Here is a 14,307-nt window from a genome sequence, read left to right on the forward strand (position 1 = left end):
CAGCCGGAACCGGGTCCCGGAATCGGCAGAGTTTGATTGATGGGCGCAACGATGTCGATGTTCGCTGGACAGTTTCCGGTGCGTCGCTCGCCATGGAGCGAGGCAATCCCATCCGCTGGGAGGGTAGAACAACCAAGCTGGATCGCCGATGAACGGCTGCACAGAATGGCGCTTCGCCCAACAGCAGCGCTCGACGTGCAGGAACAGTTCCCGCGGCCCGGCGCGTTCTAACGCGTCGGCTCGAGGGCCTGCCGGTATAGCTGCAGCGTCTGCCGGAGGATGATCTTCAGATCGAATTCCTGCTCCGCTCTGCGCCGTCCGGCGCTGCCCAGGCGGCGACGCAGTTCCGAATCCTCGATCAGCCGCTGAAGCGCATCCGCCAGCGCCCTTTCGTCTCTAACGGGCACCAGAAGACCATTTTCTTCGTGCGTCACCACGTCTCTGCACCCCGGTACGTCCGTGGTAACGATTGCACGGGCCGCGGCGCACGCCTCCAGCAAAGCTTTTGGCATCCCTTCGCGGTAAGAAGGCAGGCAAACGATATTGGCGCGACCATACAACTGCGGCATGTCATCGACCTGCCCCAGCCACTCGATGGAGGTGCCCGACAGCAGCCGCTCCAGCGCCTCGGCGCTCAAGGCCGCAGGATTGTATGGATCGACCGGTCCGGCGAGCACGAAGCGCGCCTTGCAGCCGCGCTCGAGCAGTAGCTTCGCCGCCGCAATGAACTCGAGAACTCCCTTGTCCTTGAGAATCCGGGCCGGGAACACCACCAGCGGAACAGCCGTGCTCGGCTCGGGTGGTGCGGAGTAAATCTGCAAGTCCACTCCGGCGCCGCGAATGAGCATGACCTGTTGCCGATGAATCGCACCCTTGCTTTCGAGCAACCACGCATCGTCTTCGTTCTGTACGATCACTCGGATGTGGGGTCTGCGCAGTATCCAGCGATAGGCAGAGATCACCAGTGCTGCCAGCAGGCGACGCGACTTGCCGGTGAACACGTAACCCAGGCCGGAAATGGAATTTACGATGGCGCGGATACCCAGCAGGCGGGCCGCCAGCGTGCCGTACAGAACAGGTTTGACGGTCACATTGTGAACCAGCGCCGGTGCGACTTTGCGCATGCGCATGAGCAGTCGCAGGAAGTAGCCAAGATCGGCGAGCGGGTTGAGGCCGCCGCGATTGCCCGGCAAGTGATGCAGCACCAGTCCGGCGTCTTCGATGACGGCCGCCTCCTGCGGCGTGTGTACTTCTGTCAAGACATGAACGTCGTAGCCGGCAGCCCTCGCCGCCCTGGCCAGCGGCAGACGGTGCGAGATAAAAAACCAGCCGACATTCACCACGAACAACAACGTCGGCGGTTCGATCCCTGCGCGCGCCTGCTGCGAGGCTGAGGCAGCGCGTGGGCCGCTACGATCTTCGTCCTGATCCTTCATTCACGCGTTACACAGGTGAATAGCTCGTCGTAAGCAGAAATCATCTGCTGCAATGAAAACTTCTCGACGACGAGGGTACGGGCGGCGCTCGCCCTGGCGTGGCGCTCTTCGCTCGACCACGAAGCAGCTCGTTCGAGTGCGACGGCGAACGCACGTGGATCATCCGGAGGGACCACGCTGCCCGTCGTGCCGATGATCCTCGCAGCGTCGCCCACGTCCGTGGAGATACAGGGCACGCCGCTCGACATGGCTTCCGCAAGAACATTCGGAAAGCCTTCTCCACCGCTCGAGGTGAGACACAGCACGTCGAATGCATTCATCAGCCGGTGCACGTCCGAGCGCGGGCCCAGCAGCACGACCCGGCATTTACGTTTGAGCCGCTCGACATGCTCGGCCAGTGCCGCGTTCGAGGCATCGACGTCCTTGCCGGCCATGACGATGCAGACCTCGCGGGAGAAATTGGCCAACTCGGCCGCTTCCAACAACAGCGGGTGCGCCTTCATTCTGTGGAAGCGCGCCACATGCCCGAACACGACAGTGTCCCGCCCGATCCCAAGCTCAGCTCGCAGCAGGGCACGGGTCTGCGGGTCAGGAGCAAAGCGGTTGGTATCGACGCCGTTGCCAATCACGATCGAGCGCGGGCATGCGTATCCGTACTGCTCATGCTGCTGCCGCCCGGCCTCGGAGTTGTAAATGAGCTTGCGAGCCCGCCCGCTCCAGTACCCGAGCATCCGAATGATCGCACGCGTAGGCAACGGCCAGTTGGGGCTATCGTCGATCGTACAGCGGAAATTCCAGACCACCGGCACAGAGCGTCCCAGCGAACGGCCGACCACTTCTGCCAAGACGACGCCGTGATACATCCAACCGACGATGACGTCAGGAGAGAAACGTGCGCACTCCCGCAGCAACTGGAGAAAGCCCACACGAGAGTCCGCCGGCGCGCTGCCTCGCTGCACGTACACGAGCGGCACACCAGCCGCTCGCAAGCGGTCATCGATCCCGCCGCCGCCGCGAATCGCCGCGACCAGAATCCGTTGCCCCGACTCCATCGAGGCGCGCGCCACGTGAGCGAGCACGGTTTCAGCGCCGCCGACTTCGAGTCCAGTGATAACGTGAAGTATCGACCGATGCTGGCTGGTTGGAAACGACGAAGCCTCAGACGACATGTCGCATCCCGGCTTCCTCGGCCGGCGCCACCTGGCGTGTCGATTGGGCCTCCCACCACGCCTGGAACATGAGAACGTCCCACAGGTAGTACGCCCAGTTGCGACTGCCGTTCAAGTGCTCGCGCCACTTCTCGCGAATCGGCGCCGCGTGTAGAAAACCTTCACGCCGCAAACGTGTTTCGTCCAGCAGCGATTCGGCCCAGTCCCGCAACGGTCCGCGCAACCAGACATCGATCGGAATACCGAAGCCGGTCTTGGGCCGATCGGTCAAACTGCGAGGCACGTGACGGCTCAAGAGCTGTTTCATGAGCCACTTGCCTTCGCCATTGCGGACGCGCATGTGAAATGGCAGGGTCCAGGCGAATTCCATGACCCGATGGTCGAGCATGGGCACACGGGTTTCCAAGGAGACCGCCATCGCCGCGCGATCCACTTTGACCAGAATGTCGCTCGGCAGATAAGTCAGCAGGTCCCAATACATCATCTTCTCTTCGAAGACGAGGTCCGAAGGTTGCGCCATCAGATGTTGCAACCGGGACAGCGGCTCCTCGGCGCCGACCACGATCTCGCCGGGCCGCGGCCAGTGCGACACCAGCCCGTGGTAGACCTCCTCCGCCGTGCCGCCGATGAAATCGGCGAGCTTGTGCAACTTGTCGCCCATCTGCGCCGCACGCCAGCGTTTCGGGATCAGCGGTTTGACCCGATCGAGCGTCCTGGTCCAGGCAGCCGGCGATCGGCCGCGAATACCGCGTGCGATCAAACTCCGCAGCGGCCCCGGCACGCGGCTCAACGAATCCCAGAGATAACGCGCGAAAGCGTAACGGTTATAGCCGCCGAACAATTCATCGCCCGCATCGCCCGACAAGCTCACGGTCACATGCTGTCTGGCCAGCTCGGAAACCAGAAACGTCGGGATCTGCGAGGAATCGCCAAAGGGCTCGTCATAGATGAGCGGCATGCGAGGAATGGCTTGCATGGTCTGCTCGGGGGTGACGATCAACTCGGTATGGTCGGTGCCCAGATGTTTGGCGACCGCTTTCGCGTGCGGCGACTCGTCGTACGCGCCCTCGGCGAAGCCGATCGTGAAGGTGCGGATTGGCCGCGACGATCGCTTTTGCATGAGCGCGACGATCAGCGACGAATCGACGCCGCCTGACAGAAACGCGCCCAGCGGAACGTCCGCGACCATCTGCGCCGCGACCGCGTCACCGAGCACTCGTTCGAGCGCGTCTATCGCTTCGGCATCCGTGCCGCTGAACATCGTCGAGCGCGACGTGGATATCAGCTCTTCAGCGCTCCAGTAATGCACAGGCTCGCCGTGCTGCCCGTGCTCGTCGACTTCGAGCAGCGTGCCCGGCGTGAGCTTGTGTATTCCAGTGAAGATCGAGCGGGGATCGGGTACGTAGCAGAAACGCAAATAGAGAGTGAGCGACTCCCGGTCGATTCCGGCCTGGAATGCCGGATGAGCCTGCAGCGCCTTGATCTCGGAACCGAATAGGAACGCCTTGCCCTGTCGCCCGTAATACAGCGGTTTTTCTCCGGTCCGATCGCGCGCCAGCGTCAAGCGACGCCGCTGCCGGTCCCAGATCGCGAACGCAAACATGCCGACGCAACGCTTCAGCGCCGCCTCGATGCCCCACGCTTCGATGGCGGCGAGCAGTGTTTCGGTATCCGAGTGACCTCGCCAGGGCGGAGCGCCGGCGCCGAGACTGGCGCGCAGATCCAGATGGTTATAGATCTCGCCGTTGAACACGATCTCGTATCGACCGCCGACCGATCGCATCGGCTGATGCCCGGCCGGCGACAGGTCGAGGATCGACAGGCGGCGGTGCCCCAACCCCACGCCACTATCGCGGTCGGTCCAGTGCCCGGAGTCATCCGGTCCGCGATGCGCCAGCGCACCGGTCATGCGTCGGCACAGCGCCTCAAGATCACGCGCGTCGCGATCGATGAATCCTGCTATTCCGCACATGGATGTGGACCATCAAGCCCGAGTGTAGACGTACTCATCGCAGCCCGATCCAAACACACCCGAAGGCGTGCGTGGGTAGGCAAAGGAGCGTACTTCGCGCAACTGTAATTGCTGCATGAATCGAGCGACCTGCGCCGGAGAAATCGACTCGTACGGCCATCCGCCCATCCAGTCGTGCACGTCGTGATAGAAGTCCATGCCGCGATTGGAGCGGTAGTTGGCGACGTAATCCTTGAAGCTCGCCCCCTGCACCAGCTTACCCAGCCGGAACAGCGCCACATAAATCTTTTGCGCGAACTTCTGCGCTCCCTGACCCGCCTTGGTGTACCAGCGCTTCTCCATCTTCCAGAACCAGCACAGGCGCGTGTAGCGGTACAAAGCGAACACGAATATTCCGCCCGGCGCGACCAGCGAAGCAGCAGTGCGCACCGCTCGGTACATATCGCCCGTGTGGTGCAAGACGCCCCATGAGTAGACCACGTCGAATTGTCCCATCGACGCCGGATCCATATCGAACACCGAACGCTGCGCGACCCGCCATGATTTGCCGGGTGCATGAACTTCCAACATGCGCTGGGTGGTCGCGACGGAATCAGGATCGATGTCCAGCGAGAGCACTTCGGATGCGCCCAGGCGCAGCGCGGCGAGCGAATGCAGGCCCGAGCCGCAGCCGATGTCGAGAAAACGTTTGCCTGTGAGATCCCCACCGACCAGCCGGCGCAAACCCGCAACCGCCTCGTCAATCTGCGTCTCTGTGACCAGAGTCGCATAACTCGCCCAATTCTTGCCGAAGGCGAAGTGCGACTCCTGACTCAAAAGATCGGTCTCAGTCATAGTTGAGCAGTCCATCCCATACCAGATTTGAACGTATTCCCCTGCAGCCGGTGGTGGGTGCTCCAGGAATCCAGCCATTGTAACCGCTGCCGCGAAGCCACGTGCGAGTTCCGTTTGATACTCAGACAGGGGAGGAGCTCGCACGGCCCGAACCGCAGCGCTCGAAAATCTTTTGCCACTGGGCCAGCACGGCCGCTTCGGAGAAACGACTACGCACGGACTCGGCGGCCGCGCGGCCTAGTTCCAGGCGGCGCTCGGAATCCTGCGCCAGCGCTTTCATGGTCCGCGCCAGAGCATCGACATCCTGCGGGGGCACCAGCAGCGCAACGTCGCCCGCGGCCAGATCGCGAGGCCCCGAGGGACAGTCGAAGGCGACACACGGTAGTCCAAGCGCCATGGCCTCGAGCATCGCGTTCGGAAAGCCCTCGTAGGCCGACGAGAGTACAAACATCTGTGCCGAGGCCAACACAGCCCATGGCTGCGTCGTGGAACCACAAAGTTGCACCCGGCCATTCAGCCCGAGTTCATCAATCAACTGCTGCAGGCGGTGACGCAATGGACCCTCTCCCCAAATGGACAAGGTCCATGTTTGCTCCGTGGCGAAAGCCTTGGAGAATGCGTGGATCAGCAGATCGAACTGCTTCTGGCTGGTCAGCCGGCCCATGGCCGTCAGCTGGCCGCCTCCCGACGCGGCTGGCGCGGCTCTGGTGCTCGATGCATCCAGACTGGCCGGCAGCGGATTCGGAATCACGATCGTCGGCGGCGGTCGGACCAACAATGCGCGATATCTCATCGCGGCCTCGTTCGTTTGCACCACCAGCGCATCCGCGAACTGATACAACGCGCGGCGCGCGAGCCGCAGCACCCAAGACATTTCCACGCTTGCCGCCGGATCCACTCGCTCGGAAATGACCAGCGGGACGCGCACGCCCGCCAATGCCAACAAGGCCACGACGTTCACGTTGGTCAGAAAGGAAATGACGATCTCGGGCTCGAGCTCGCGAACCAGGCCGCGCAGCGCACGCAATTTGCCGATGAACCCGCCGGAGTTCATGCGATCGCTGAGCCACACGATCCGCACGCCGGGCTCGAGCGGATAAGCGCTGCGATGGTCGCCGAGAAACGTCGGCACGATCACCACTTCGGCGCCACTTCTGGCCCAGGCGTTGCCGAGCGTAGCCGCCACTCTTTCGGCGCCTCCCCCACCCAGAGAGCTCACCAGCAGCACTATCCTCCGCATACGCTCCTGCTTCTCACGAACACATCATCTCCTGAGCAACATCTGGACCGAGATTTTCAATGGCTCGGCATGCATGGCGAGCAGATTGGCTGCGCCGATGATCACGCCCTGGCCCGCGATGACGATGATTGCCGCGCTATCGCCCAACACGCGCGCCCACAGCACAGCCAGCAGATACGCAACCACATTCAGCACCACGGCGCGCAACGTGAACCCGCGCATGCTCGGCGAGAACAAAGATCCGAGCCGGCGGCCCGCTTTCCAGTGAAAGCCCGCCGTGACGACGAGGTACGCGATGGAGCTGCCGAAAGCGACTCCGACCACACCCAACGAGGGAAGTAACAACACCGTGAAGCCGACATTCCCCACCATCGACACCACCAGGAGCCTCGCGATGACCCACGGCTCCTGCAACGCCTGGAAATAACGCTGCAGAAATATTCCCCAGGTCGCTCCCAACAGTCCGCTCGTCAATCCCAGCCAAGTGAGCGCGACCAGATCCGTATCCTCGCTGCGGAATGCGCCTCGCTCCAGCAGAAAGGCCACCATCGAATGACCGCTCGCGGCAACGAACGCCATTGCTGCGAGAAAGAACACCACCGTCGCCGCGAAGACCCTTTCGAGCGTCGAGCGCAATTCGGCATGCCGGTTCTCCGCAATCAGGCGCGCAAAGTGCGGCAAGAGGACCACCGATACCGACATCACCACCGCCTGCACGACCGTGTTGTGCAAGCGGGTGGCGTATCCTAGCGCCGAGATTGCACCGGCGCCGGCGCGGCCCGAATACCACTGTATGAAGGCGAGCCCGAAGTTACCGCACACGGTGCTGATGAGCACGGGCGTGAGCAGAGGCAACGAACCCGGCAGAACGCTGCGCGGCGCGAGCATGGGTCGCACGTGGATTCCCAGCCGATGCAGAGCCCAGACGACCATTGCAGTCTGTGTGCACAGTCCCACGAGCAGCCCCCATGAGAGCGCATGCACACTATGCGGCCAGATCAGCAGCGCCGCCGCACTCACAACGATGTTCGCAAGCGGCGCGCTCGCCGCCACCAGGAACTTGCCCTCGGCATTCAATAGCAGCGCCATCCCGTCGGCCACGCAATTCAGCGGCGCGGTCCACATCAGCACGACGAAAGTCGTCTGCATGGCGACTCGCACCGAGGCGTCGATACCGCTGCCGAGCAATTGCTGGGCGGGCTGCTGTCCCAGGGTAAAAATCGCGGCGATGGCCGCCATCACCAGCGCCGTCCAGGTCAAAGCAACGTTGCGCCAGCGCGCCGCGGCCATCGCGTCATGCCGCGCCTTGGCGCTCACGTAAGCTGGAATGAACGTTGTCTGCAGGATTCCCGAGCTCAAGCCGATCAGGAACGCAGGGATGATGAGGCCGAGATAATAGGCGTCGAGGTCCGGACCCGCGCCGAAATGCGCCGCGACGATCAGCATCTTCGCGAAGCCGGCGAGTTGCATCAGGATGCCAAATACCACGACCGTTCGAGCGGCGTTCAACATTTGGTTTTCCCGGCTACGGACGCAGCAGGAGCCGCTCCCACTCGGCCGTCACCGACTCCAGCCGATAATTTCGTATCGCCTCGGATCCAGCTTCCGCCAGGCGCGATCTGAGCGCGCCGTCGTTCAATAATCGATTCAACGCTGCGGCCAGACCCGCCTCGTCGTCACAGGCGACCAGGACGCCATACTTGCCGTCGGCAAGCACTTCCCGCGGGCCACCGGGGCAGTCCGTTGAAATCACCGCGACCGAGTTCGCCAGCGCTTCCAGCAGTACGTTCGGAAAACCTTCGTACCGCGAGGAGAGGACGAAGACGGTGGCGCTTTGCATGAGCGCTGAGAGCGTGCGGACGGCGCCCGCAAAATGCACTCGGGTCTGCACACCCAGTTGCGCCGCCAATTGCCGCAGAGGCTCCGCTTCCGGGCCCTGTCCCGCGATCACCAGACGCACGTCCGCCTGCTCCGGCGCGATGGCAGCGAAGGAGCGGATCAATATATCGAATCCCTTTTGCGGCACCAGGCGCCCCGCGGCGAGGATGAAGCGCCCCTGCATGCGCAAGCTCGGGTCGGCAGTTTCGACCGCCGCCGTCACGGGATTGGGAATGACCGCCACTGGCGTGCGGCGCAGCCGTTCGCGGAACCAGGCCGCCGCCTGCTTGGTCTGCACCACTAATGCATCGGCGCGTGGATACACGATCGACCTCAGCAGGGTCCATAACTTTTCGCCGGCATGACTTTGCGGATCGATGCGTTCCGAAACGACGACTCGTGTCCGCAATCCGACACAGGCCAGGATCGCCAGCACATTCATGGTGGTCATGAACGACAACACCGCGTCCGGAGCAGCTTCGATGACCGCGCGGCGGATGGCCCGGACTCGGCCGGCGTTGGAGCGCAGCGCTTCATAGACAGATCGGGAGTCGCCCGCGACATTCAGCGCCACTCGTCGCACGCGACTGTCGACGGCAAAGAAATCGGCGCGTGCGTCGCAAAGGGTGAGCAGGCAAACGTCGTGGCCTCTGGCCGCCAGAGCGCCGGCCAGCAAGGACATCACACGCTCCGCTCCACCCGGGCCCAGGCTGGGGATCATCAGGAGCAACTTCATGGTTCTTGGTCAGCGTCCCAGCAAGATCGCGTAGACGCCGTCACTGTAGGACTTGCCCGTGAGATAAATGAGATAAAGGAACAGCAGTGCCGAGATCGCAAACGTCACATTGCTGTGTCGACGCTTGAGCAACGCGGGCAGTATCGGAATCAGCAGCAGCTGCGTCAGATAGCCGATGCGTCCGGCGCCGATCGGGAACATGAAAAAGCTGAAGATCGTGAAGCAGGTCGCCGCCACATGGACCAGCGCGAGGTTCGACAGCGTCCACGCCTGCGGATCCTCGTTCTCCTGCCTGGTCGTGGTCACAAGCCAATACAACGAAGGCAGAATGCACAGGATGCCGGCGAAAACGTAGTTGATCGAGGTCGCGTCCCCCTCCGTGGAGGAATACACCATGAGCCGCCGGCCGCCGAACATTTCGAACAGCATGCCGCCGAGGTACGCGCCTGCGAACGCGAGCGAGACCGAACAAGCCAGCGCGAGCAACGGCCGTTTCTTGAATAGCCAATGGATCACGCCGAAGACGAACGCCAACGCAAAGGTGGTATGAATCATCGCGGCGATCAGCGAGCCGAGCACCGGCCGGTTCATTCGCAGCGCTATATAGAGCACCACGCCGAGCCCGAATCCTTGCCGTATTTGCTCCAGCCCCGTAACCGCGAAACCCACTGGCAGCACGAGCCACAGAGCCAGGGCGAGGCTCGGTCCGTCGGTGCGTGCGGCAGCGAGGATCATCAGGCCGTTCAACACGCACACCGTGATGAATACCGCCGTGGTCGGATCCAGCACCAGTCCGAAGCCGGTGGTCCACAGACGCCAGAGCAGTTCCTCGCTGAACAGCTGCGTGATCGCGCCCCTGAGCAGCGACTCCTCCTCGAACATGGCCCGCACCCACTCCAGGCTGGCGGACTCGATGAAGTTGTCGATGTAATTCTGCTGATCCAGCAGGAAGCTGCGATCGAGCAGCGTCGATAACACGACGACCAGCAGCGCATACAGATAGAACAGCAGGCGGGAAGCGGGTACGTCCGATCCGACGCCGCCGTGTGGTAAACGCGGGTGCAGTGGCTGGAGCGCTTCCATCGTCAGCTACGAAGGCTAGCGCAGCCCCGAGGACCAGAAACCCCGCATCGTGCTCATGAAGTTCAGAGCCAGCACGACACAACAAGCAGCGAACAATCCGAACGGGATACTGACCAGCACCAGCAGCATGCGTCGTGGCGAGGTGAACCGGTGCTTATCGGGAACCGCGGCGGGATCGAGCACCGCGAAGGCGTAATCCGGCCGCGACTTCGCGAGCACCTTGCGATTGACCTGAACTTCAGTCAGCCGATAGATCGACTGTCGCAGCTCCAGCGTCTCGGTTTCCTCCAACTGTTCCTGCAGCGACTTCAGAGTGGCGTCAGATTCGTACAGCGCCCGCTGCCGCAACTGCTCGTTGGCTAGCTTCACCAGGCCATTGGCCCAGGCCACCGCCTGATAACGATCTTTCCAGTTGATGTCCAGGGTGATCATCTTGGTCTTGGTGTCCTGGTTCACCCGCCGCAGCCGCCGGTCGAAGAACTGCCAGGCATCGTCCATGGTGGGTTCGCGCTCGAGATCCTTGCGCCATTGTTTGGTGGCCGGATCCCACTGCTTGGCGAACAACACCGGCATCAAATTTTCTTGGACGATGAAACTCTCCGCCAGGGAGCGGCTCTTGAGCCAGGCCAGGGCTTCCTGTTCGTCGACCGGCGCCCCCAGGCCCATCAGGGCCGCCATGCCGCCAAATTGCCCGAGCAGCGATTGCAATCCTCCGGCGGGGCTTTCGCCCTGCCGTGGCATGAGCTTCACGGCAACGCGGTAACTCGGCGTCGCAAGAAATGCGTAGGCAATGATCGCCGCGGCCGACAAGACCGTGACCGCCAGGAACAGCCAGCGTCGCTGCCAGGCGAGCTGCGCCAGGCGCGCAATGCTCATTCCCGAGGGGCGGTCGCTGGCTGCGACGGACCCAGCAGTCTGCTCAAAAAAGCCTCGCGCACTCATACGGCTCAGTCACCGAAGGAATCGACGGCGGCGGCCGAGATCGCCAGGTTGTAGACGATCGAAGTCACCGCCTGCCAGAACGGCAGCGCGCGCATGCGCTCGGTGTCGAGCGGCGCGACGATGGTATCGCCGGTCTTGATGTCGACGCCACCACGGCTGAACCAGGAGCCGCCGGCGCTCGTCACGACGCTCCCATCCGCTCTGACGACATAGATGCGGTCATCGTCCGCGCGTTGGGTCAAGCCGCCGCTCATGGCCACGTAGTCATCGCGAGACAGGCCGCTTCGATACAAGTGCGAGGTTGCGCTCTGGACTTCACCGAGCACGGTGACTTCCTGCGTGATGCGCGGTATCAGCAGGCTGTCGCCATCCTTCAACACGATGTCGTCTTCCGATCCGGGCCGGGCGCTCTGGGCGCGTTGCAGATCGATGACGAGGCGGCCGACGGGCTGCGACTTGCGCAGATTGTTCAGCAGCGACTGCCCCACCGTGAACGCTTCACTGGGACTTCTGCCCTCCTGGGCCGCCGACAATGATAGCGACGCCAGATCCGACTCCATGCGCGTCGCGAGCGTATCGAGTTGCCGGCGTTCGCGCTCTTTCAGTTCCTCGCGCGTAAAGATCGTGCCTTCGACGAAGGCCAGATTGGTGGTGCCTCCGGCGCGCGCTAGCAGCGATCTGAGCGTCTCGCCGCGGTGAATCGGATAGCGGCCGGGGAATTTCACTTCGCCCTGAATGAGGACTTGCTCCTGCGCCGTCCACAACGGCACTTCCTTGATCACCAGATAATCGAACGGCCGCAGCGCCAGATTGGCGCTGGGATCGCCATCCAGCGCCTTGCGCAGGTCAATCTCGATCAATTCGGCTTGCCGCGATTCGCCATCGACCACCGTATATCGGGTCAGCTCCGCCTGTGCGCCGTAAGCGGCCTCATCGAGGCTGCCACCGGCGCGCAACAGATCGCTCAGTCGCATGCCTGGCTCGAGCGGATAGGTGCCCGGAATCTTGATCTTGCCGGCCACACTCACTTCCATGCTGGGTTCGTCGATCCGCGACTGCAGGCGCAGCTCGCGCATCAGCGGCTCGATGATCCGATCACGGCCCGATTCGCGATCGAATACGAATATTCGATCACGCGGCGCGAGCTCGAAATTCGCGGCGCTGCTGGGATTGGCCAAGGCCCGCTCCAGATCCGCGGAGAACACGCCGACGCGGCGATCCGACGGCAACTCCCGGCGCACCAGCAGATAGCGCTGATCGGCGTTCGGCTGCAGCTCATCCAGGCTCGGGACGAGATCCGACAGACGCATGCCGGGCGTGAACTGATATTCGCCGGCGCGATGCACGTGCCCGGCGAGCTCCACCGAATCATCGAGAATGGGGCGAATCGCCGGGACGCGCACGGTATCTCCGCTTTGCAGTGACGTGCCCCTGCCCTTGGCGTCGGCCAGGTTCACGTCGACCGTCACGCGCTGACGACGCTCGTTCATGCGTTCGATGGTCGCGATGGTCGGATCCGCTTCTGGCAGCAGTCCACCGCCGAGCTGCAGCAGCTCGGCCGCAGTCGTTTCGTCCTTCAGCTCGTAAATGGCGGGACGACGCACCTCGCCCGACAATCCCACCGTGGCGCCGATGGGGGGAATGAAAATCACATCGCCGGGCTGCAGCCGAACATCCGCGCTGGTATCGCCCTTCAACAGAAGGTCGTACAGGTCGAGCGTGGTCACGGTCCGGCCGCTGCGCTTCAATTGGATATTGCGCAACGAACCGATCTCCTTGACACCGCCGCTGACGAACAATGCGTTGGTGATGGTCGACAGACCGCTGACCGTGTACGACCCGGGCGTTTCGGCCTCGCCCAGCACGAACACGCGAATCGAGCGCAACTCGCCGATGCTGACGCTGGCCCGAGTCCCGATCATCTGCTCGACCACGCGCTCTTCCAGATCCGCACGCACCTCATCGAAGCGTCGGCCAGTGACGGTGATCGGACCCAGATCGGGGAAGTTGATGCGACCGTCGCGGCCCACCACCAGCGAATGGCGTCCTTTGTTATTGCCGATCAACTGCACCTGGATGATGTCGCCAGGGCCGACCACGTATTCAGCCGGCACCGGCACGTCGGTCGCCGGAGCAAAGGTCGACGGCGCGCCTGCAAACAAGTCATAACCGAAGGGCTTGAGGGCACGTACGCCCATGGGCTTCAGCGGCAAGCGGGTCACCAGCACGACGTACTCGCTCAGACGCAGCTCGGCGCTCAAGCGCTGGGTGGCCTCCTCCGCCGTCAGGCCGGCCAGAGGAATCGGCCCGAGCTCGGGCAGCGTGAGGTTGCCGGCTTTGTCGAGCTTATAAGGATTCCGGCGCAGCACCCGCGTGCGAAAATCCTCCAGGCGCACCAACTCCTCCGGCGTGCGCTCCAGCTTCTGCGGCGGTTCCGCTTGCAGGCCAGCCGTCTGGCCCGCGGCTTGCGGCAGCGCCGCCGCGCGGCCTGGTATGGTCGGCTGCGGCGCCGACAGCCGCTCGCGCCGCTCGCGTTCTTCGATTTCCGGTGCGGGCCGCTGAAACTGCCGGATTTCCAGAGTCAGCAGCAGCGTGTCTTCGCCTTTGAAGCGAGGCTCGCGCGGCATCCCGGTGAGAGGATCGATATCCTCCTCCTCATCGCGGTCGCCGCGAGGTCGCACGGTTTGCGGGAACTTCATCTGGCGGTCGGGACGGACTCCGCCGTTGGTGGTGGCGCCGCCCAGGGCGTCCATGCCGCCGCCGCGACCCAACGACTCGAGGATGGCTTGCTGCTGATCCGGAGGCAGCGTCTGGAACATCTCGATCTGTTCGGCGCTGGGAACTTGAGCGTTGGCTGGGAACACCACCAGCCCGACCACCAAGTGCGCGAGAACCGCCGTCAGCCAATAAACAACGGAGCAACTGAATCTAACCATCGGGGCCGCTTTCTGAATGTAATCCCTGGCGACGAGGGCCGGCAGTTTACACAGACCGTCCCGCAGATGCGACGGAAAAAC

General features: G+C 63.1%; 10 protein-coding genes. All 10 read right to left on the minus strand.

Annotation, left to right across the window (positions count from 1 at the left end; all coding sequences use genetic code 11):
- Window positions 1–227: 227 nt before the first annotated feature.
- Window positions 228–1,436 carry a glycosyltransferase family 4 protein gene (locus tag VGD45_RS32595; RefSeq protein WP_331159596.1) on the minus strand — a complete coding sequence of 403 codons (1,209 nt, stop codon included), beginning with the start codon at window positions 1,434–1,436 and terminating at the stop codon, window positions 228–230.
- The gene (locus VGD45_RS32600; protein ID WP_331159597.1) at window positions 1,433–2,605 is read right to left on the minus strand and encodes a glycosyltransferase; all 1,173 of its coding nucleotides are present in this window, start codon (window positions 2,603–2,605) and stop codon (window positions 1,433–1,435) included. The genes VGD45_RS32595 and VGD45_RS32600 overlap by 4 nt, the downstream gene beginning before the upstream one ends.
- Window positions 2,595–4,577: an asparagine synthase (glutamine-hydrolyzing) gene (gene asnB / locus VGD45_RS32605; RefSeq protein ID WP_331159598.1), complete on the minus strand. Its 1,983-nt coding sequence runs from the start codon at window positions 4,575–4,577 to the stop codon at window positions 2,595–2,597. The genes VGD45_RS32600 and asnB overlap by 11 nt, the downstream gene beginning before the upstream one ends.
- A 12-nt stretch (window positions 4,578–4,589) precedes the next feature.
- Window positions 4,590–5,411: a class I SAM-dependent methyltransferase gene (locus VGD45_RS32610; protein ID WP_331159599.1), complete on the minus strand. Its 822-nt coding sequence runs from the start codon at window positions 5,409–5,411 to the stop codon at window positions 4,590–4,592.
- Window positions 5,412–5,532: 121 nt separating this feature from the next.
- Window positions 5,533–6,651 carry a glycosyltransferase family 4 protein gene (locus VGD45_RS32615; RefSeq protein WP_331159600.1) on the minus strand — a complete coding sequence of 373 codons (1,119 nt, stop codon included), beginning with the start codon at window positions 6,649–6,651 and terminating at the stop codon, window positions 5,533–5,535.
- A gap of 24 nt (window positions 6,652–6,675) precedes the next feature.
- The gene (gene murJ, locus VGD45_RS32620) at window positions 6,676–8,163 is read right to left on the minus strand and encodes a murein biosynthesis integral membrane protein MurJ (RefSeq protein ID WP_331159601.1); all 1,488 of its coding nucleotides are present in this window, start codon (window positions 8,161–8,163) and stop codon (window positions 6,676–6,678) included.
- A gap of 13 nt (window positions 8,164–8,176) precedes the next feature.
- A complete protein-coding gene (locus tag VGD45_RS32625) occupies window positions 8,177–9,265 on the minus strand; it encodes a glycosyltransferase family 4 protein (RefSeq protein WP_331159602.1) in 1,089 nt (362 codons plus the stop codon).
- Window positions 9,266–9,274: 9 nt separating this feature from the next.
- Window positions 9,275–10,348, minus strand: coding sequence for an EpsG family protein (locus VGD45_RS32630; protein ID WP_331159603.1), 1,074 nt, complete (start codon window positions 10,346–10,348; stop codon window positions 9,275–9,277).
- Between the two features lie 15 nt (window positions 10,349–10,363).
- Window positions 10,364–11,224 carry a Wzz/FepE/Etk N-terminal domain-containing protein gene (locus tag VGD45_RS32635; protein ID WP_331159604.1) on the minus strand — a complete coding sequence of 287 codons (861 nt, stop codon included), beginning with the start codon at window positions 11,222–11,224 and terminating at the stop codon, window positions 10,364–10,366.
- Window positions 11,225–11,295: 71 nt separating this feature from the next.
- Complete coding sequence (locus VGD45_RS32640; RefSeq protein ID WP_331159605.1) at window positions 11,296–14,226, minus strand: SLBB domain-containing protein; 2,931 nt, start codon at window positions 14,224–14,226, stop codon at window positions 11,296–11,298.
- Between the last annotated feature and the right edge of the window lie 81 nt (window positions 14,227–14,307).

The organism is Steroidobacter sp., from assembly GCF_036402275.1.
Taxonomy (GTDB): Bacteria; Pseudomonadota; Gammaproteobacteria; order Steroidobacterales; family Steroidobacteraceae; genus Steroidobacter.

What these genes read in the sequence shown, in the direction of transcription:
- VGD45_RS32595 (WP_331159596.1), bottom strand. Translation starts at nt 1,436, where the DNA reads ATGAAGGATCAGGACGAAGATCGTAGCGGCCCACGCGCTGCCTCAGCC.
- VGD45_RS32600 (WP_331159597.1), bottom strand. Translation starts at nt 2,605, where the DNA reads ATGTCGTCTGAGGCTTCGTCGTTTCCAACCAGCCAGCATCGGTCGATA.
- asnB (WP_331159598.1), bottom strand. Translation starts at nt 4,577, where the DNA reads ATGTGCGGAATAGCAGGATTCATCGATCGCGACGCGCGTGATCTTGAG.
- VGD45_RS32610 (WP_331159599.1), bottom strand. Translation starts at nt 5,411, where the DNA reads ATGACTGAGACCGATCTTTTGAGTCAGGAGTCGCACTTCGCCTTCGGC.
- VGD45_RS32615 (WP_331159600.1), bottom strand. Translation starts at nt 6,651, where the DNA reads ATGCGGAGGATAGTGCTGCTGGTGAGCTCTCTGGGTGGGGGAGGCGCC.
- murJ (WP_331159601.1), bottom strand. Translation starts at nt 8,163, where the DNA reads ATGTTGAACGCCGCTCGAACGGTCGTGGTATTTGGCATCCTGATGCAA.
- VGD45_RS32625 (WP_331159602.1), bottom strand. Translation starts at nt 9,265, where the DNA reads ATGAAGTTGCTCCTGATGATCCCCAGCCTGGGCCCGGGTGGAGCGGAG.
- VGD45_RS32630 (WP_331159603.1), bottom strand. Translation starts at nt 10,348, where the DNA reads ATGGAAGCGCTCCAGCCACTGCACCCGCGTTTACCACACGGCGGCGTC.
- VGD45_RS32635 (WP_331159604.1), bottom strand. Translation starts at nt 11,224, where the DNA reads ATGAGCATTGCGCGCCTGGCGCAGCTCGCCTGGCAGCGACGCTGGCTG.
- VGD45_RS32640 (WP_331159605.1), bottom strand. Translation starts at nt 14,226, where the DNA reads ATGGTTAGATTCAGTTGCTCCGTTGTTTATTGGCTGACGGCGGTTCTC.